The following is a 19409-nucleotide window of genomic DNA, read 5'->3' as shown; positions in this document are numbered from 1 at the left end:
GTGTCCGGCCTGGCAGGATCCCGGGTATGCCAGCAGGTCGTCGTTTCGCCGTCGTCGTGCTCGCGGGGGTGGTGGGCCTCTCGGCCGCCGGATGCGGTCTCTTCGCCGATTCCGGTCCTGAAGACGCGATCACGGGTTTCCTCGACGGACTCTCTTCCGGTGACGTCGCCGCCGCGGCCTTCTTCACCGACTCCCCGGACGCCGCGCGCTCTTCCCTGGAGATGGCGCGGAAGGCGCTTTCCCCCGAGTCGATCAAGGTCGCCGCCCAAAAGGTCCAGCGCCCTTCGGGCTCGGACAACGGGACGGCGACCTACGAGCTCACCTGGAACCTCCCGCGCGGCCGCGTGTGGACCTACAAGGCCGACGCGCAGGTCTATTCCACTCAGGACGGCTGGAAGGTGCGCTGGCTGCCGACCGCGCTCCACCCGCAACTGGCCGCGCAGCAGAGCATCGCGCTGAAATCCGAGCCACCGGACCTCGCGCCGGTGCTGGACCGCGACGGGATGCCGTTGCTGCGCCCGCAGAACGTCGTCAGCGTGGTGCTCGACCCGGCCAAGGCGGGCGATCTGGTCGCGGTGTCCGACAAACTCGGCGCGGCCCTCAACCGGTTCGAGCCGTCGGTGACCGGCCAGTCGATCCGCGACGGTGTGAAGGCGGTCAAGCCCGGGAACGGCTATCCGGTGGTGAGCCTGCGGGCGAGCAGCTACCAAGAGGTGAAACCCGAGATCTACGACCTGCCCGGCGTCCGGTTCAGTCAGCAGGACAGGCTGCTCCCCGACGACAAGAACTTCGGCAAGCAGGTGGTGCCGTCCGTCCGCACGCTCGTCGAGGACCAGGTGGAGGGCTCGGCGGGCTGGCGCGTCGTCACGCTCGACACGGCGGGCGGCGAGATCGTCGACCTGCACAACGAGCACCCCAAACCGGCCCCCGCGGTCGTCAGCACGCTCAGTGTGAAGGCGCAGGGTTCGGCGGAGCGGGCGCTCGCCCCGGTCCCGACGGCCGCCGCGCTGGTCGCGATCCAGCCGTCGACGGGCGAGATCCTGGCCGTGGCGCAGAACGCCCCGGCCGACGCCCAGGGCGCGATCGCGCTCACCGGCCGGTTCCCGCCGGGCTCCACGATGAAGATCGCCACCGCCGTCGCCGCGTTGTCCGCGGGATCGGTGCGGGCGGACAGCCCCGTCGACTGCCCCGGTACGGCCACCTTCGAGAACCGGACGGTGCCGAACGAGGGCAAGTTCGCGCTCGGTGTCGTCCCGTTGTCGACGGCGTTCGCCAAGTCCTGCAACACGACCTTCGCGAAGCTCTCGACCGATCTGCCGCCCGCAGCGCTGACCGACGCCGCGCGCGACCTCGGCGTCGGCGCCGACTTCGTGATCCCCGGCCTGACCACGATCACCGGCTCGGTGCCGCCGGCGAACACCGTCGCGCAGCGGGCGGAGAACGGATTCGGCCAGGGGACCGTCGTGACGAGCCCGTTCGGGCTGGCGGTCGCCACCGCCACCGTCCAGTCGGGGAAGATCCCGGTGCCGACGCTGGTGCGGGGGATGGCCGCGAAGTCGTCCGGGCTCGGGAAACCGATCCGGCCCGAGGTGCTCGACGCGCTCCGCGGGATGATGCGCGAGGTCGTCACCGACGGCACGGCGACCCTGCTCGAACCCCTGCCCGACGTTCGGGGCAAGACCGGGACGGCCCAGTTCGGCGACGGCACGCATTCGCACGGCTGGTTCGCCGGCTACACCGGAGACCTCGCCTTCGCGGTGCTGACCACCGACGCGGGGACGTCCCGACCGGCGGTCGAGGCCGCCCAGCGCTTCCTGGCGGGGCTCGGTTAGCCGCCAGGTCGTAGGCTGGACTCATGTCCGTTCGTTCCCCCTTGAAGCCCGGCGTCCAGACGCCCAGGCGAGTCGTCCCCGCCAGCATCGCCCGCCCCGAGTACGTCGACCGCCCGGCGCCGAAACGCGACACGGGCAACGGGGTCCGCACGCCCGAGGTGATCGAGGCGATGCGGGTCGCGGGCCGGATCGCGGCACAGGCGCTCGAGGAGGGCGGCAAGGCCGTCAAACCCGGCGCGACCACCGACGACATCGACAAGGTGATCCACGAGTTCCTGCTGGACAACCACGCGTACCCGTCCACCCTCGGCTACCGCGCGTTCCCGAAGTCGTGCTGCACCTCGCTCAACGAGGTGATCTGCCACGGCATCCCGGACTCGACGGTGATCGAGGACGGCGACATCTGCAACATCGACGTCACCGCGTTCATCGGCGGCGTCCACGGCGACACCAACGCGACGTTCCTCGCGGGTGACGTCTCCGAGGAGGCGCGGCTGCTGGTCGAGCGCACGCGCGAGGCGACCCTGCGCGCGATCAAGGCCGTCCGCCCCGGCAGGCAGCTCAACGTGATCGGCCGCGTCATCGAGGCGTACGCGAAGCGGTTCGACTACGGCGTCGTGCGCGACTTCACCGGTCACGGCGTCGGCCCGGCGTTCCACACCGCGCCGACCGTCCTGCACTACGAGGAGCCGTCGGTCGACACGGTCATCGAGCAGGGCATGACCTTCACGATCGAGCCGATGATCACCCTCGGCACCATCGACTACGACATCTGGGCCGACGACTGGACCGTCACCACCAAGGACAAGAAGTGGACGGCCCAGTTCGAGCACACCCTCGTGGTGACCGAGACCGGCGCGGAAATCCTCACCCTGCCGTAGGTGGGCTGAAGGGGCCCTTCACCGCATGCGATGCGGTGAAGGGCCCCTTTGCTGCGTCCTATGCGGGGAAAGTCCCCTTCAGCTCTCGTCTTGTTCGACGCGAGCCAGGAGTTCGTCCAGGAAACCGCACGCCTCGCTGGCGGCCCGGTCGGCGTCGCCGTCGGCGATGGCCTCGGCGAGCCCCTCGTGCCCTATCTCCGGCAGGTACTCGTGCCCCGGCGTCACGTTCGACGTCGCGGCCACGCTGGCCGTGATCACCTCGGTGAGCCCGCGGTACATCTCGGTCAACAGGGTGTTATGTCCACTTTGGACGACGGCGAAATGGAATTCCGCGTCGAGCCGGGCGAAGTCCTCCCAATGGCCCTCCCGCAGTTCGGCGTTCCGCCGTTCGAGCAGCGAGCGGAGCTCGGTCACTTCCTCCTCGGTCCGCGACGCCGCCGCGAGCCGGGCGCCTTCGACCTCGAGGATGCGCCGCACCTGCAGCACCTCGCGCAGCTCCGAACCGCACAACCGCCGGATGGCGCCCGAGACCTCGCTAGTCGCCCGCACGTAGGTCCCGTCGCCCTGACGGACCTCGAGCAGCCCCGTGTGCGCGAGGGCGCGAACGGCCTCGCGGACGGTGTTGCGCCCGACGCCGAGCTGCCCTGCCAGCTCCGGTTCGGTCGGAATCCGCTGACCGATGGGCCATTCTCCCTGCGTGACGGCGTCACGCAGCTGCTCGATGACCTGATCGACCAGGCCGGCACGGCGCGTGGTGGCCAATGGCACAGCGTTGTCCCTTCATCCAATCATCCTATGTATGTGATACTAGCCGACGTGCGTGTCGACTCCCGAGAACCCGTTTCCCCGTTCGATGACCGTCTTGAACTCGAAGGCTCGATCGAAACGGAATGGCGGCCGGGGGTGATCACCGGCGGCGTCCTGCTCGGCGTCGCGGTGGTCCTGGTGGCCCTCAACCTGCGGCCGGCGATCACCAGCGTCGGCCCGATGCTCGGCGAGATGCGTGACGACCTCGGCGCCACGGCGACCTGGGCGGGCGTGCTCACCACGCTCCCCGGTCTCTGTTTCGCCGCCGCCGGACTCGCCGCCCCGCTGCTGGCCCGCCGGTTCGGCGTCGGCGCGGCGATCGCGTCCGCGCTGTCGGTACTGGCCGTCGGCCTGGTGCTGCGGGTGATCGACGGACCGTACGTCGTGCTCGGGGGAACCCTGGTGGCCACGGCGGGCATCGCCCTGGCGAACGTACTGATCCCGGTCGTCATCAAGGACTCCTTCCCGGCGCGTGTCGGCATGATGACCGGCGTGTACACCGCCGCCTTGCAGGGCGGAGGCGCCCTGGGATCCGCGCTCACCCCTCCCTTGGAGAACGCGTTCGGCGGCTGGCGCCAAAGTCTCGGCGCCTGGTCGGTACTGGCGGTGCTCGCACTCCTCGTCTGGATTCTCGCAGCCCGCGGTGCGGGGCGTGCGCCCGTCGCGGAGGCAGGCAAGCAGGGTAGCGGGCGATCGCTCCTGCGTAGCCCCCTTGCGTGGATGGTCACGCTTTTCTTCGGCACTCAGGCCTTTTTGGCCTACGTCGTGATGGGCTGGCTGCCGGAGGTGATGATCGACGCGGGGGTGAGCAAGGGTGACTCCGGGCTGCTGCTCGGGCTGATCTCGCTCATCGCCGTCCCGATCAGCCTGGTGGTGGCGCCGATGGCCGCGCGGGCCGGCAGTCAGAGCGCCTGGATCGTCGGACTGGGCCTCTTCGGCTTCGTCGGCATGGTCGGCATGATGGTCGCCCCGACGGCCTCGCCGCTGCTCTGGTGCGTCCTCATCGGGCTCGGGATGAGCGTTTTCTCGCTCGCGTTGACGGTGATCGCGCTCCGGGCGCGCACCGGCGAGGACACCGCGCGGCTGTCGGGGATGGCGCAGGGCATCGGCTATCTGATGGCGGCCGTCGGGCCGTTCCTCTTCGGGCTGCTTCACGATGTCACCGGTGGCTGGACCGTTCCCTGGATCATGATGCTCGTGGTCTTCGCGGCGCAGATGACCTTCGGTGCGCTGGCCGGTCGTCGCCGCTTCGTCTGAACGCGTTCAAAAAACTCCTTGACCCCGCCCTGGGCGGAGCCTTAGCCTGACCGAGTTGAACCTGTTCAAAAACTCGGTTCTGGGGGTCGGCGTGGTCGAAGGACTGGCTTACGGGACGGCGTTGGCGTGTTTCGCCGCCGTATGCGTCGCGGTGGTGCCGGACCGGCCCGCGACGGCGATCTCGCCGCAGGAGTTCTACCGCGCCGTGGACCGGGTGTGCGTACAGGTGTGGAAGGACAGCGGCGCGGAGATCCGACGCTACTGGCCGGACGCGAAGGGGGACGCCGCGACGGAGCTGCGCAAGTCGCAGCACTACGTCGCGGTGAAGGCGGACGGCGCCAAGGACATCCTCAAGGGGGCGATGGGGGTCCGCACGATGCCGGGAGGGGCGGCATCGGCGCGGGAGGAGTTCTTGGCGGCGGTCCGCCGGTACGGCGAGGCGGGCGAGCGGTTCTCCGGGGAGGGGGCCCGCTCGCTCGCCCTGATGATCGTCTTGGACAACACGAGGGACGCGCTGCGCGACCTCGCGATGCGGAACAAGTCCCACGCCTGCGTTCTCGTCGTCTGACCCGCATCCAGAGGACTAAACGCGGAGCGTCAGTCCAGCGGAAGGTTCAGCAGCGCGTTCTCGACCAGTTCGGGCATCGCCGGGTGGATCCAGTACTGCCCGCGCGCCATGCTCTTCGCGTCGAGACCGAAGCTCATCGCCTGGATCAGCGGCTGGATCACCGACGACGCCTGCGGGCCGATGATGTGCGCGCCCAGCAGCTGCCCGGTGGCCGGGTCGGCCAGCAGCTTCGCGAAACCGGTGGTGTCCTCCATCGCCCAGCCGTAGGCGATGCCGGCGTAGTCCTGGTGCGACGTCACGTACGAAACGCCGCGCTCGCGGGCCTCGCGTTCGGTCAGCCCGACCGAAGCGACCTGCGGCGAGGTGAACACCGCGTGCGGGACGAACCGGTGGTCGGCCTCGATCCGCTCGTCCGGGTGCAGCAGGTTGTGCTGCACGACGCGCTGCTCGTGATTCGCGACGTGCTTCAGCTCGAAGACCGACGAGATGTCGCCGAGCGCGTAGATCCCGTCGACCACTGTCTGCTGGTACTCGTCGACCACGACGTGCCCGCGCTCGCCCGTGGTCACGCCGGTGGCGGCGACGTCGAGGAGGTCGGAGTTCGGCGTGCGGCCGGTGGCGACCAGCAGCACCTCGGCCTCGACGGTCTCGGCGCCCTGCGGGCCTTCGAGGTCCAGCGCGACGCCCGACCCTGTCTTGCGCGCGCGGACGGTCTTCCGGTCGAGCCGGACGTCGAACCGCTGCGCCGCCAGTTCGGTGAACCGGGCGCTGACGTCGTCGTCCTCGGAACGCAGCAGCGCGCCGGACCGGTTGACCACGGTCACGGTCACCCCGAACGAGGCGAAGACGTGCGCGAACTCGGCCGCGATGTAGCCGCCGCCGAGGATCACGATGCTCGCGGGCAGCTCGTCGAGCCGCATCACCGTGTCGGAGGTGTGGTACCCGGTTTCGGCGAGTCCGGGGACGTCCGGGATCACCGGGCGCCCGCCGGCGGCGAGCACGAACCTCTCGGCGGTGATCGTCTCGGCGGGGCGGCCGTCGGGGTAGCTGACCAGCAGCTCCTTGTGCCCGGTGAAGCGCCCTTCGCCCTCGTACACGGTGACGTTCTTGTTGTCCTCGTGCTGGACGCGGTACTCGCGGCCGCCCGCGGCGATCGGGTCGATCCGCCCGAAGACCCGGTCGCGCACGTCGCGCCAGCGGACCCCGGTCAGCTCCTCGTCCACGCCGAACTTCGACGACGACGCGGGCGTGGCCGCGACGTTGGCGGCGTGCACGAACATCTTCGTCGGGATGCAGCCCACGTTCAGGCAGGTGCCGCCGAACGTGCCCTTCTCCACGATCGCCGTGTTCCAGTCCGCGAAACGCGGGTCGAGGATCGAATTGCCCGATCCGGTACCGACGATCACCAGGTCGTAGTGGGGCACGCTGTCTTCCTTTGCGGCGGGGGAGCGGGGTGGTTCCGACTCTAGCCAACTTCTCACGGCGGCCGGTTGTTCCCGGTCAGCGCCCGGTGGAGCTGAAGTGCATCCGGTCCTTCGGCGTCGTCCAGGTGCCGCCCCAGGTCCAGCCGATCGCGGAGAACGCGGCCACGGTCGGATCCCCGGGAGTGATCATCCCCGGCCGCCGGTTTCCCCGGTCGAGGTACGCCGACGCGAGTTCGGGCAGGACGAGGTCACCCTTCGTGTACGGGTTGCAGAACGGGTTGACGTCGATCGCGAGCCCGTAGGCGTGCGCGGACCAGTTCGTCTGGCCGCGGGCCGGACGGCAGACGAAGGCGTTGGTGTTGTTCCCGTCGCCGGTCGGCGGCGCGGTGAGTTCGGCGGGCGCGGTCACGCGCATTTCCTCGATCGGGAACTTCGCCGCGAACAACCGGTCGAATACGGTCACCACGGGATTCGCCACGGAGGCGTTCACGAGCATTTCACCGGTGTGCGCGCGACCGTCGAAACCCCAGAAGGACAAGGTGAGATAGCGCAGTTCGGCGGCTTTGACCGGACATCCCGCCTGCCAGGTGCTGCGTGCGAGCACGTCCGCGGGAACGGGATTCACCGTGCCCGCGAACCGGTTCCCGGCGGGCGGGGGAAGCAGGTCGGCGGTCGGCAGTGATCGATCGGCCAGGACCGGAGGAGTCGGGAGGATCTGCCCGAAACCGTCAGGGCGCAAGGGAAGCGGCTTCGCGCCGACCTGCCAGGCCGGTGCGGGCGGCGGGGCGGGCGTGCTCGGAACCGGTGCGGCGGAAGAGATCTTCGCGGGACCGCTGGTCACGGCCGACGTCGATGGTGCCGATGGTGCGGGCGGTGCCGGAGCGGGCGGCGCCGGGCTGGAACACGAAAAAAGGAGAAATGCCGCACCCATCAGAATCGCCGCCGTCGCCCGCACGAGGTCCAGCCTGACAGATGCGTTGAGTGAGCACAGGTCCACCCGTTTCAGTGACACCACATCGGGCTTTCGCCGATTAGGGTATTCGCGATCGCTTGTGTCGCGCTGGAGTCGAAGGACTTCCCAGGGCCTGGCCATACGTACGCCCCGGTGAAGGGAAAGAACATGCCCAAGAAGTCACGTCGCACACTGCTGCTCGCTGCCGGAGCGGTAGTGGCCACGGCCGTGATGGTGCCGGTCGTGGTCACCAGCGCGTCGGCGGACGACACCGCGGTGAGCGGCCCGGACAAGGCCGCCGAACCGAGGATCGTGGGCGGTGGCAAGGCTTCGGTCTCGCAGTACCCCTACGCGGTGTTCCTGGCCGATCGCAGCGGGAACCAGTACTGCGGGGCGGTGATCGTGAGTTCCACGACGATCGCGACGGCGGCGCACTGCGCGGTCGCGGTCAAGAAGAACGACGTCCGGGTGGTCGCGGGCCGCGAGGACAAGCGCACCCGGGACGGCGTGGAGCTGCGTGTTTCGAAGGTCTGGGTCAGCCCCGACTACAGCGGCGACCCCGGCAAGGGCGACGACATCGCGGTGATGACGGTCAGCGGCCAGCTGCCGTACCGGCCGGCGAAGGTCGCGGACAACGGCAACGCCGACCTGTACGAGGAAGGCACGAAGGCGACAGTGCTCGGCTGGGGCCGTGTCGCCGACGGCGGCGCGCGATCGGACTACCTGCGCAGCGCGGTCGTCCCGGTGGTCAGCGACAAGACCTGCCGCACCGCGTACTCCGGCTACGACCCGAGCGACATGGTGTGCGCCGGTTACCCCGAGGGCGGCGTCGACGCCTGCCAGGGCGATTCGGGCGGACCGCTGATGGTCGGTGACACGCTGATCGGGATCGTCTCGTTCGGCGAAGGCTGCGCGAAGGCGGGCAAACCGGGTGTGTACACCCGCGTCTCCCACTTCTCGAACGAGATCTCCCAGCAGAACGGCCGGAAACTGATCGGCTGATCGATGCCTTCTTCACGTCCGATGTGCTAACAAGTGGGCGTGACCACCGACACCCCGATCACCGAGACCTCGTCGTTCCCGCTGTCCGTCGCCGGTGACGAGATCACCGCCGCGCAGCTGCACGGCATCCTCCGCCTGCGCGTCGACGTGTTCGTCGTCGAGCAGAACGTCGCCTATCACGAGATCGACGGGCGTGACCTCCTGCCCGGCACCCGGCATCTCTGGGTCGGCGGTTCCGTCGCGGTCGACTCGTACCTGCGGGTCCTGCAGGACGCGGGCGGCACCTTCCGGATCGGCCGGGTGTGCACGGCCGTCCGCTCACGCGGCAAGGGGCTGGCGGGACGGCTGATGGAGACGGCGCTCGCGGGCATCGGTGACGCGCCGTGCGTCCTCGACGCGCAGACCTACGCGAAGGACTTCTACGGCAAGTACGGCTTCGTGGCCGAAGGCGACGAGTTCATGGAAGACGGGATCCCGCACCTCACGATGTGGCGCCGGGAGGCGCAGCGGCTGTGATCACCGCGACCGCGCGGTCCACATCGGCCTCGGTGAGGTCGGCCCGCGCGGTCAGGCGGAGGCGGGAGATGCCGTCCGGCACGGACGGCGGGCGGAAGCAGCCGACCCGCACGCCCTGATCCGCGCAGGAGGACGCCCACGCGACGGCCGCGTCGGGCGACGGCGCCTGGATCGAGATCACCGCGGCGTCCGGGAGACCGACCCGGAATCCAGCGGCTTTCAGTTGCATGGCAAGGTTTCCGGCGGCTTCGGTCACCTTGGTGGCGAGCTCCGGCTCGGCCTTCAACGCGCTGAGAGCGGCCAGTGCGGCGGCGGCGCTGGCGGGCGCGAGCGCGGTGTCGAAGATGAAACTGCGCGCGGTGTCCACGAGATGCTTGATCACGCGACGCGGTCCGAGCACCGCTCCGCCTTGCGCCCCAAGGGATTTCGACAGCGTGATCGTGGTGACGACGTCCGGCGCGCCGGAGAGCCCGGCGGCGTGGACGGCGCCGCGTCCGCCTTCGCCGAGGACGCCGAAGCCGTGGGCGTCGTCGACGAGCAGGGACGCGCCGTGCTCCCGGCAGACCCCGGCGAGTTCCTCCAGCGGGGCGATGTCACCGTCCACGGAGAACACGGAATCGGTGACGACGAGCGCACGCGGTTTGCGGCGGGTCGAGAGCGCGTGCTTGATGGCGCCCGGCGCGCTGTGCGCGACGGCGGCGATGTCCGAGCGGGACAGCCGGCAGCCTTCGATCAGCGACGCGTGGATGTACTTGTCCGTGACGATCGCGGAATCCGCGCCGGACAGCGCCGTGACGGCGCCGAGGTTCGCGGTGAAACCGGACGAGAAGACCAGCGCCGCCTGCGCGCCGCAGAAACGGGCGAGCTCGTGCTCGAGTTCGGCGTGGACCTCGGTGGTGCCGGTGACGAGCCGGGAGCCGGTCGACCCGGCGCCCCAGCGCAACGCGGCCGCCGCGGCCGCACCGGCGACGCGCTTGTCCCTGGCGAGCCCGAGGTAGTCGTTGCCCGCGAGGTCCAGCTCCGCTTCCTGCGCCTGCCGGATGCGCAGCTTGCGCACCAGCCCGGCCTCGGCCCGCTTCTCCGCCTCCACGTCGAGCCAGTCGAAGACCTGGTCGGGCGGGAGGTTCTGGGAAGCGGGGCCGGGAGAAGTCACGTCCCGCAGTCTCCCATCCGCGCTCCGCAAGTACATGAAGGCCCCCTTCCTCGCGCCTGACGCGAGGAAGGGGGCCTTCATGTACTTCTAGCCGGGGGTTACCTCAGCTGTCGTAGCTGCGACGCGGGCCGCGGCCCGGACGCTGCGGGCGGCCGTTGCCGCCACCGGACTCGCCACGACGCGGGCGGCCGCGGAAGCCGCCGGGACGGCCGCCTTCGCGGTGACCGTGACCCTCGCGCGAACCCTGGTAGCCACCGCGGTCGCCGCCACCGTAGCTGCGGCCACCGCCACGACGCGGGGACTCGCGACGACGCTCGACGACCGGCTCGCCGCTGGGCTGCTGCGCACCGGTGATGCGAGAGAGCTCGGCGTCGCCCGGGCGGACCGTGGTCTGCTCGGCGCGGACACCGGCGCGGTCGGTCATCCGGCGCACCATGCGGCGCTGGTCGTGGGTGACCAGCGTGACCACGACACCGGACGCCCCGGCGCGCGCGGTGCGGCCGGCGCGGTGCAGGTAGTCCTTGTGGTCGGCGGCCGGGTCGACGTGCAGCACCAGCGAGATGTCGTCGACGTGGATACCGCGCGCGGCGACGTCCGTGGCGACGAGGACCGGGGCGTAGCCCTCCTTGAAGTCCGCGAGGACCCGGTTGCGCTGGCCCTGGGTCTTGCCGCCGTGCAGCGCGGCCGCGTGGACGCCCTTCTCGCGCAGGCGCTCGGTGAGGCGGTCCACGTGGTGCTTGGTGCGGACGAACATGATCGTGCGGCCCTCGCGGGCGCCGATCTCGGTGATGATGTCCTGCTTGTCCTGGTGCGACACCTGGAACACGTGGTGGTCCATGGTGGTGACGCTGGCGGTCGACGGGGCGACCGAGTGGGTGACCGGGTCGGTCAGGTAAGCCCGGACCAGCCTGTCGACGTCACCGTCGAGGGTGGCCGAGAACAGCAGGCGCTGGCCGCGGGCCGGGGTCAGGTCGAGGATCTCGCGGACCTGCGGCATGAAGCCCATGTCGGCCATCTGGTCGGCCTCGTCGAGCGCGACGAAGTTGATGTCCGACAGCGACGCGGTGCCCTGGCGGACGTGGTCCGACAGCCGGCCGGGGGTGGCGATCAGCAGGTCGACGCCGCGGGAAAGCGCGTCGGCCTGGCGGGTGAAGGCCATCCCGCCGACGGCGGTGCGGCACCACAGGCCGAGGGACTTGGCCAGCGGGGTCAGCGAGTCGGCGACCTGCATGGCCAGCTCGCGGGTCGGGACCAGGATCAGCGCGCGGGGGTGCTTCGGCCGGGCGCGGCCGCCGTTGAGCCGGGTCAGCATCGCGAGGCCGAAGGCCAGGGTCTTGCCGGAACCGGTCTGGGCGCGGCCGAGCACGTCGCGACCGGCGAGCGCGTCGGGGATGGTCGCCGACTGGATCGGGAACGGGGTGGTGATACCGGCGTCGGCCAGGGCCCGCAGCAGCGGGTCGGGAAGGCCGAGTTCCGCCCAGGTCTTCGCCTTGACCGTCTCGACGGCGTCTTCGCGCAGCATCGCGTCACCCGCGGGGCGGGTGCGCGGCTTGCGGTGCTGACGCGCCGACGGTGAGACGTGGCCGGAGTTGAACGTGACTGTCACAAATGCCTCTCGGACGTGGCACGTCGCAAGGAGGCCCGGGCTGCCCGCGCGCAGGCAGGCAAGATGGTGTGCACAGATGGGCGTTCACAGGGACGAACCCGGCACACCGCGTCTGCGTGACACCGCGCGCCAATTGGTTGATACGGATACCGCGAGCCATTCGGTTGGCTTTGGAGGCGACGGACACCACTCATCCACGCCGCCGGTTGCGGTCTAGTACTACTGTACCGGACCGTTATCCGGCCTCCCAACCGGAGGGACCGATTGTGGGCAGGGTCTCCACCGGGGGCCTTTCCCAGCGCGATCACGCCGGGAAAGGCCCCTCATGACACTGTGACATGACACAGTGGACGGTCAGCGCAGCCCGGCGATCTCTCGCAGTTCTTCGATCAGTTCGGTGACCGCCGTCAGCTGCTCCGGCAGTCCCCGCGAGTGGAACCACGCGGCGATGTTCCGCACGTCCCGCGCGAGGAACTCGAGCCCGCCGGGATTGGCGACGATGTCGACCACCTGGGGCAGATCGATCACCATGATCTGCCCGCGGTGGACGAGCAGGTTGTACGCCGAGAGGTCGCCGTGCGCGAGCCCCTGCGACGCCAGCAGTTCCAGCATCGCCGAGGTCTGGAACCACAGCTCCCGCAACTGATCCGGCTCCGGCCGGACCTGCGCGAGCCTCGGCGCCGCCGTCTCGCCGTCGCCGAGGAATTCCAGCAGCAGCTCGGTTCCGTCTCGTTGGACGGGGTACGGCACCGGAGCGCCGACGGACCAGAGCCTGCTCAGCGCGCCGAATTCGGCCACCGCCCACTGTTCGGCGATGAGGTTGCGGCCGAAGCTGCTGCGCGACTCCATGGCCCGCATCTCCCGCGAACGCCGCATCCGCCTGCCTTCGAGGTAGCCGGCGTCGCGATGGAAAAGACGGTGCTCGCCACTGCGGTACCGCTTGGCGGCCAGCACCGTGCCCTCGGTGCCGGGCAGGTTGCGCCGGACGAGGTGGACGTCCGCCTCCTTGCCGGTCTTGAGGACGCCGAGTTCGGTGTCCACCGCCGCCAGCTCGGTGATCACCCAATCGGGGCGCGGCTGCGGCCCCTGCTCCGCGTCTCCCCAGGTGCTCCAGCGGTCGGCGCCGTCGGGGATGGCGATTTCGGTGTAGGCGTCCTCACGCAGCCGGGCCAGCCGGACCTTTTCGGCTTCGGTGAGCCGTCCGCCGCGGGTGGGTTCGGGCTCGTCGTCGAAACGGGCACGACGGGTACGGCGAGGACGTTGTTCGTAGGACTCTTCGAGATCGTGCTTGCGCACTGGTGGGTTCTCCTAGTCAGGGATGCCCCACCGGGCGAGCGTCGTGGCTCCGCGCTCAGCCGCGAGGGGCGAGTGGATGGGGGCGGACAACGCCCCGGACAGTCATCAGCACGAGGCACCTCCCTGTCGCATCCACCGGCTCCCTGCCGGATCGCGACGATCATTCCCGACACCCTCAGGGCTCCGCAACCGATTTAATTCCGGCGGTCCGTGAAGGCCTCCTTGAGGGACCCAGAGTCCCTCAAGGAGGCCTTCACGGACCGGCAAGCGTCTAAGCCGACCGCAGCCCCGCCAGTTCGCTCCGCGACCGCACCTTCAGCTTCCGCAGAACGCTCGCGACGTGCTGTTCCACCGTGCGCCGGGACAGGAACAGCACCTCGGCGATCTCCCGGTTGGTGTGCCCGGCGGCCAGCAGGCGGGCGACGTCGCGCTCGCGCGGGGACAGCTCGTCGCCGTAGCCCCGGCGCCCTCGCCGCGAGGGGGCGACCGCGCCGGTGGACCGGAAGGCGTGGCGGCAGCGGGCGGCGTCCCGGGTGGCGCCGAGGTGATCGAACGTTTCGGCGAGCGCGGCGAACGTCTCGGCGACGTCCTCGTTCCCGGCCAGGCGGCAGCGCGCGGCCCGTTCGGCGATCAGCGCCGCGTGATACGGCGCGGGGAGGGCCTCGAACCGGGCCCGCGCCTGCTCGAAGGCCTTGATCGCGACGGCGTGATCGCCCCGGGCAGCCGCGACGAGCCCGCGGTTCGCGGCCAGCGCGGCGTGCGTCGACGGCGCGTCGAGGCCGCCGATCTCGCGTTCGAACTCGTCGGTCAGCGCCTGTGCCTCGTCGTCCCGTCCGGTGGCGCAGTACGCGTCGACGGCGGCGATGAGCAGATCCGCGCCCCAGGCCCAGACGCCCTTGGCGCGCAAGAGCTCCAGTCCCTTTTCGGCCTGGGTGACGGCGGCCTCGCCGAGGTCCTGCGCGAGCAGCATGCCCGCCATCCCGGCGTGCGCGGCGATCACGACCGGTGTGAACGCGTTCTCCGGCTGGTCCGCCGCGGTGCCGGCGAACCGGGCCGCGGCCTCGTCCCATTCGCCGCGGGCGGCGGCGAGCAGGCCCAGCACCAGGCACAGTTCGCTGGTCACCGGCAGGAGGTCGCGGTAGTCGTCGATCAGCGCGTCGGCCCGTTCGGCGAGGCCGTCCCAGTTGCCGGTGAGCCAGTCGGTGTGGACGGCCGTCGCACTGGCGGTGCTGACGACGTACGGCGCCCCGCAGTCGGCGGCCAGCTGCATCCCGCTGCGCAGCAGGCTCCTGGCCCGCCGGTGGTGCCCCGTCCAGGCGCAGGCGTCGGCGACGTTGCAGTGCAGCCGCGAGAGATGCCGCTGCTCGTCGGCCGAACCGACGCTGGTGGGCGCCCGGTCCAGCATGTCCCAGCCCCGCGCGTCCCCGATGTGCAGCCGCGACGCCGCGTTGTTGGCCAGCAGGATGATCTTCAGCCGCCGGTCGGTGGCGCGCGCGATGAGCCCGTCCACCTGGTCCATCCACCGCCGGTGCTCCCGCAGCGGCGTCGCGCCGACCCACGGCTGGGCGAGCACGCCCATCCCGCGCCCGGCCAGGTCGGGCCGGTCGGAGAGGTCGTTGACGGCGATCTCGATCTCGGTCCTCGCCGCTTCCAGTCCGCCCGCCTGGCGCACCAGCAGGAGCCCGAGACCCAGCCGGACTTCGCCGCTCAGCCGTCCGGACAGCCTGCCGTCGGTGAGCAGCCGTTCCAGCGCCGGGACGACCTCGGCCTGCGCGAGACCGTTGCACGCCACCGAACTGAACTTGACCGCCAGTCTGTCCACATCGGACGGTTGCAGGCCCGGTTCGTCGAGCAGGGTGCGGAGCAGATCCGTCGCGGTGGCGAGATCGCCGACCGTCGACGCCTGATCCGCGGCCGCTTCGCCGTACTTCAGGGCACCGGCCCGGTCGCCCGCCTTGCGGCAGTGCTCGGCGAGCCGCACCAGCGACTGCGGGAGGCGGTCGCGGAGCAGGCGCGCGGCCCGCCGGTGCAGTTCCTGGCGATCGGGACCGGGAATGGCCCGGTAGACGGCCTGCTGGGCGAACGCGTGCCGGAAGCCGTACGTGCCCTCACCGGTCTCCACCAGGGCGTTGCGTTCGAGCGCGACGACGAGCGCGCGGCGGGCGCGTTCGGGGGCGATCGCGGCCGCCGCGGTCAGCAGGTCCGAAGTGGACGGTGTGCCGAGGACGGCGGCGGCCTCGGTGATCCGCCGGGCCGCCGACGGCAGCGCGATGAGGCGTTCGACGGTCGCTTCCCTCAGCAGCGCCGGGACCTCGACCGTGTCCAGCAGGCGCCGCGCGGTCGGGCCGTCCGCGTGCACCGCGCCCTCGACGCCGCCGATCGCGTGCACGATCTCCTCGACCACGAACGGGAGCCCCGCGGACTGCTCGTGCAGCCGCGCGGCGAACTCGGCCGACACGTTCGCCTCGCCGAGTAGAGCCGACACCAGAGCCTGGACGCCGTCGCGGTCCAGCGGGTGGAGGGTGACGGGCACGTGCGTGGTCCCGGGCGCGGGCCGGTAGGCGCTGCCGAGCGGGATTCCGCCGGGCGTCTCCTCGCGCCGGTAGGTGAGCAGGAGGGTCAGGCCCGTGGGCGGGTCGGTCATCAGGAACCGCAGCAGGCGCCGGGAGCCGTCGTCCGCCCAGTGGAGGTCTTCGATGAGGAGGATGTGCGGGCCCAGCGAGCCGAGCAGTTCCCGGACGGCGCGGAAGAGCCGGTGCCGTTCGGCGCGGGGATCGCCGAGCCGGGCGGGTGGCCGCGGCAGGAACGCCTCGAGCTCCGGCAGATAGGGGCCGAGCACGCCGGTCACGGGGTTGAGCTCGCGCGCCGGGCGGGCGTCCTTCAACGCGTCGAAGACCACGCCGTAGGGGAAGGGCTCGCGCAGCGGCTGGCAGCTACCGGAGAGCACCGGCCGTCCGGCCAGTTCGGGGCAGGCCAGCAGTTCGGTGGCGAGCCGGGTCTTGCCCACGCCCGCTTCGCCTTCGAGCATGATCACCGACGGCGAGCGCATGGCGCCGTCGAGGAGCTCGCGTAGTTCTGCCTCACGGCCGACGAGCACGGGCGAACTCGTCCTGCGTGCACCTATCACCATGCCGGGTCACCCCCGCTTCACGAACCGCACCGTTCGAGTGAACGCAGCTTAAGCGCGGGTTCGGTGATCACGGAACCCGCTCGGACCGTCACACAACTTTCGTAGGGACGGTGAATTTCCCATTAGATACGTAGTCCTACGGACTGTTGCCTCGCTTGTTCGCGCAGGTGCCGCCACCCGACAGTGATTCCAACGTGACTGCTCGTCACGGCGTCGGCTCCTATCCCTGCTGGCGCGAACCACCTGTTCGAGTGAACGGAGCTCAGGAAATGCGTGGAGAACTTCGACATCACCGGATCGCGGGTGCGGTGCTCGCCGGGGCCTGCGTCACGGCTTCGCTGGCCTTCGCCGGATCGGCGACGGCCGCCGAGGGGCAGATCCTCGGCGCCGGTGTGCCGGGAGCGGTCACGCACGGGTACGTCGTCTCGTTGAAGAGCGGCGACGCCGGTCTCGCGGCCAAGTACGGCGGCCAGGTGAAGGCGACCTACAGCGCCGCGCTGAACGGTTTCTCGGTGAAGATGACCGAGAAGCAGGCCAAGCGGCTCGCCGCCGACCCGGCCGTCGACTTCGTCCAGCAGGACGCCGTCGCGCACATCACCGGTACCCAGAACAACCCGACCTGGGGCCTGGACCGGATCGATCAGCAGAAGCTGCCGCTCGACAAGAAGTACACGTACCCGAACGACGGGGCCGGGGCGACGGTCTACGTGGTCGACACCGGTGTCGACTACCGCCAGTCCGAATTCGGCGGCCGCGCGTCCAGTGGCTACGACTTCATCGACAACGACGCCGACGCCAAGGACTGCCAGGGCCACGGCACGCACGTCGCCGGCACGGTCGGCAGCGCCACCTACGGCGTGGCCAAGGGCGCCAAGATCGTCGCGGTCCGCGTGCTGAACTGCCAGGGCAGCGGCCAGTACTCGCAGATCATCAGCGGGATCGACTGGGTCGTGAAGAACGCCAAGGGCCCGTCGGTGCTCACCATGAGCCTCGGTGGCCCGGCCGACAACGGCGTCGACACCGCCGTGCGCCGCGCGGTCTCGGCGGGCATCACGAACACGGTGGCCTCCGGGAATTCCAACACGAACGCCTGCAGCACCAGCCCTGCCCGCGTGAAGGAGGCCATCACGGTCAACGCCACGCAGAACGACGACCGCCGGTCGACGTTCTCGAACTACGGCAGCTGCACCGACATCTTCGCGCCCGGCACCAACATCACCTCGCTGCGCAACGGTGGCGGTACCCAGCAGATGAGCGGGACCTCGATGGCGACGCCGCACGTCGCCGGCGCGGCCGCGATCTACCTGACCTCGCACCCGACGGCCAACCCGGCCGCCGTGGCCACCGGTCTGGCCAACGCCGCCACCAACGGCGTCGTGACCAGCCCCGGTTCCGGCTCGACCAACAAACTGCTGAATGTGGCAGGTCTCTGATGCGCCGCGGCGTGCGCGGCGGTGTGGTGGCCTTGGCGGCCATCGCACTCGCCGCGCTCGCCGCCGGCAACGCCGTCGCCGCGCAGGCGGAAGGCGTTGTCGTGCAGGCGAACCAGCACTACGGGGACCAGTACATCGTCGTGCTCCACGACGTCGGCACCCTCGCCGTCGAGCAGTCCTCGGCTTCGCTGACCGGCCGCTACGGCGGCGAAGTCCGGTCGGCGTACAAGAACGTGCTCCGCGGCTTCTCGGTCAAGGGCATGTCCGAGCAGCAGGCCCGGCGCCTCGCGGCGGATCCGGCGGTCAAGGCGGTCTATCAGGACGGCACCGCGCGTGCCGTCGGCACCCAGACCAACCCCACCTGGGGCCTCGACCGGATCGACCAGAAGAACCTGCCGCGGGACAAGAGCTTCACGTACCCGAACACGGGCGAGGGCGTCACCGCGTACGACCTCGACACCGGGATCAACCCGGAGAACCCGGAGTACGAAGGGCGCGCGTCCATCGGCAAGGACTTCGTGGGCGGCAACGGGAAGGACTGCAACGGGCACGGCAGTCACACCGCGGGCACCATCGGCAGCAAGACCTACGGCGTGGCCAAGAAGGTCAAGCTCGTCGGCCTGAAGGTGCTCGGCAACGACTGTTCGGGCAACGGTCCCGACTCCGCCATCGTGGACGCGGCGGAATGGCTGACCGCGAACGGCACCAAACCGGCGGTGGCTAACCTGAGCCTGCGGATGGACCAGGTCGGCCTCGGCGACGACGTCATCAAGAAGTCCATCGCGGCGGGCTTCGTCTACGTGGTGGCGGCGGGCAACGAGAACCAGAACGCCTGCAACGTCAGCCCCGCTCGTATCCCCGAGGCGATCACGGTCGGCGCCTCGGACGAGAGCGACAACAAGTCCTCGTTCTCCAATCACAGTTCGTGCGTGGACATCTTCGCCCCTGGCAGCAACATCACGTCGCTGTCCACGTCCAACGGTGGTTCGGCGAACATGAGCGGGACTTCGATGGCCACGCCGCATGTGGCCGGTGCCGCGGCGCTGTACCTCGCGGCGAATTCCGGCGCCACCGCGCAGCAGACGCGGGACGCGCTGGTGAACAACGCCTCGGACGGCGTGCTCAAGGGCCTGCCGAGCGGAACGGTGAACAAGCTGCTGAACGTCTCGTTCATCGGCGGAGGCGGCCCCACCCCGAAGTGCGGGGCCAAGTCCAACACGACACCGGTGTCCATTCCGGACGCGGGTGACGCGGTGACCAGTTCGGTGACGCAGGACGGCTGCGACGGCAAGGCGTCGGCGACGCTGCCGGTCAAGGTCGACATCGCGCACACCTACACCGGTGACCTGGCGATCGACCTGATCGGGCCGAGCGGTGCGGTGTTCGGCCTCAAGCAGGAGGGAGGGATCGGCGAGGCGAGCGGCGTGCACACCTCCTACACGGTGAACGCCTCGTCCGAATCGGCTAACGGGACCTGGAAACTGCGGGTCCGTGACGTCTACCGGTTCGACAGCGGGACGATCGAAGGCTTCTCCATCACCTTCTGAGTCCT

16 protein-coding genes are annotated in these 19409 nt (G+C 70.3%); 8 read left to right on the top strand and 8 right to left on the bottom strand.

All coding sequences use genetic code 11. The features are described from left to right. The first annotated feature begins 26 nt into the window (after positions 1-26). Complete coding sequence (locus B0293_RS27505) at positions 27-1832, top strand: penicillin-binding transpeptidase domain-containing protein (protein ID WP_005154608.1); 1806 nt, start codon at positions 27-29, stop codon at positions 1830-1832. Between the two features lie 23 nt (positions 1833-1855). Continuing rightward, a complete protein-coding gene (gene map / locus B0293_RS27500; protein WP_005154607.1) occupies positions 1856-2713 on the top strand; it encodes a type I methionyl aminopeptidase in 858 nt (285 codons plus the stop codon). Between the two features lie 78 nt (positions 2714-2791). On the opposite strand, the gene B0293_RS27495 is transcribed toward map, so the two are convergent. Next, a complete protein-coding gene (locus B0293_RS27495; RefSeq protein ID WP_005154606.1) occupies positions 2792-3481 on the bottom strand; it encodes a FadR/GntR family transcriptional regulator in 690 nt (229 codons plus the stop codon). A 48-nt stretch (positions 3482-3529) separates the two neighbouring features. On the opposite strand from B0293_RS27495, the gene B0293_RS27490 reads away from it, so the two are divergent. Next, complete coding sequence (locus tag B0293_RS27490) at positions 3530-4777, top strand: CynX/NimT family MFS transporter (protein WP_005154605.1); 1248 nt, start codon at positions 3530-3532, stop codon at positions 4775-4777. Between the two features lie 55 nt (positions 4778-4832). After that, positions 4833-5345, top strand: coding sequence for a hypothetical protein (locus B0293_RS27485; protein ID WP_245191908.1), 513 nt, complete (start codon positions 4833-4835; stop codon positions 5343-5345). 29 nt (positions 5346-5374) lie between these two features. On the opposite strand, the gene B0293_RS27480 is transcribed toward B0293_RS27485, so the two are convergent. The 3 genes from B0293_RS27480 to B0293_RS44795 all read right to left on the bottom strand — a co-directional run bounded on the left by B0293_RS27480 (position 5375) and on the right by B0293_RS44795 (position 7674). Then, positions 5375-6769: a mycothione reductase gene (locus tag B0293_RS27480; RefSeq protein ID WP_005154603.1), complete on the bottom strand. Its 1395-nt coding sequence runs from the start codon at positions 6767-6769 to the stop codon at positions 5375-5377. Between the two features lie 76 nt (positions 6770-6845). Continuing rightward, positions 6846-7508 (bottom strand): M15 family metallopeptidase, encoded by a 663-nt coding sequence (locus B0293_RS27475; RefSeq protein WP_039916732.1) that lies wholly within the window; start codon positions 7506-7508, stop codon positions 6846-6848. Next, positions 7498-7674, bottom strand: coding sequence for a hypothetical protein (locus tag B0293_RS44795; RefSeq protein WP_157376420.1), 177 nt, complete (start codon positions 7672-7674; stop codon positions 7498-7500). The genes B0293_RS27475 and B0293_RS44795 overlap by 11 nt, the downstream gene beginning before the upstream one ends. A gap of 215 nt (positions 7675-7889) precedes the next feature. Between B0293_RS44795 and B0293_RS27470 the strand changes: the two genes are divergently transcribed. Together B0293_RS27470 and B0293_RS27465 are read left to right on the top strand one after the other, a co-directional pair. Next, positions 7890-8723, top strand: coding sequence for a S1 family peptidase (locus B0293_RS27470; RefSeq protein ID WP_005154601.1), 834 nt, complete (start codon positions 7890-7892; stop codon positions 8721-8723). 33 nt (positions 8724-8756) lie between these two features. Then, on the top strand, positions 8757-9239 hold the full coding sequence (locus tag B0293_RS27465; RefSeq protein ID WP_005154600.1) for a GNAT family N-acetyltransferase: 483 nt from the start codon (positions 8757-8759) through the stop codon (positions 9237-9239). On the opposite strand, the gene B0293_RS27460 is transcribed toward B0293_RS27465, so the two are convergent. The 4 genes from B0293_RS27460 to B0293_RS27445 all read right to left on the bottom strand — a co-directional run bounded on the left by B0293_RS27460 (position 9205) and on the right by B0293_RS27445 (position 16391). Continuing rightward, the gene (locus B0293_RS27460) at positions 9205-10392 is read right to left on the bottom strand and encodes an 8-amino-7-oxononanoate synthase (protein ID WP_005154599.1); all 1188 of its coding nucleotides are present in this window, start codon (positions 10390-10392) and stop codon (positions 9205-9207) included. The genes B0293_RS27465 and B0293_RS27460 overlap by 35 nt on opposite strands. A 103-nt stretch (positions 10393-10495) precedes the next feature. Continuing rightward, the gene (locus B0293_RS27455; RefSeq protein WP_005154598.1) at positions 10496-11998 is read right to left on the bottom strand and encodes a DEAD/DEAH box helicase; all 1503 of its coding nucleotides are present in this window, start codon (positions 11996-11998) and stop codon (positions 10496-10498) included. 354 nt (positions 11999-12352) lie between these two features. After that, a complete protein-coding gene (locus B0293_RS27450) occupies positions 12353-13294 on the bottom strand; it encodes a serine protein kinase RIO (RefSeq protein WP_005154597.1) in 942 nt (313 codons plus the stop codon). Positions 13295-13565: 271 nt separating this feature from the next. Then, positions 13566-16391, bottom strand: coding sequence for an ATP-binding protein (locus B0293_RS27445; RefSeq protein ID WP_005154596.1), 2826 nt, complete (start codon positions 16389-16391; stop codon positions 13566-13568). Between the two features lie 302 nt (positions 16392-16693). On the opposite strand from B0293_RS27445, the gene B0293_RS27440 reads away from it, so the two are divergent. After that, a complete protein-coding gene (locus tag B0293_RS27440) occupies positions 16694-17857 on the top strand; it encodes a S8 family peptidase (RefSeq protein WP_039916730.1) in 1164 nt (387 codons plus the stop codon). Continuing rightward, a complete protein-coding gene (locus tag B0293_RS27435) occupies positions 17857-19404 on the top strand; it encodes a S8 family peptidase (RefSeq protein ID WP_005154592.1) in 1548 nt (515 codons plus the stop codon). The genes B0293_RS27440 and B0293_RS27435 overlap by 1 nt, the downstream gene beginning before the upstream one ends. The last annotated feature ends 5 nt before the right edge of the window (positions 19405-19409 follow it).

This window comes from Amycolatopsis azurea DSM 43854 (genome assembly GCF_001995215.1).
GTDB lineage: Bacteria > Actinomycetota > Actinomycetes > Mycobacteriales > Pseudonocardiaceae > Amycolatopsis > Amycolatopsis azurea.
This window is presented reverse-complemented; position numbering and strand designations above follow the sequence as displayed.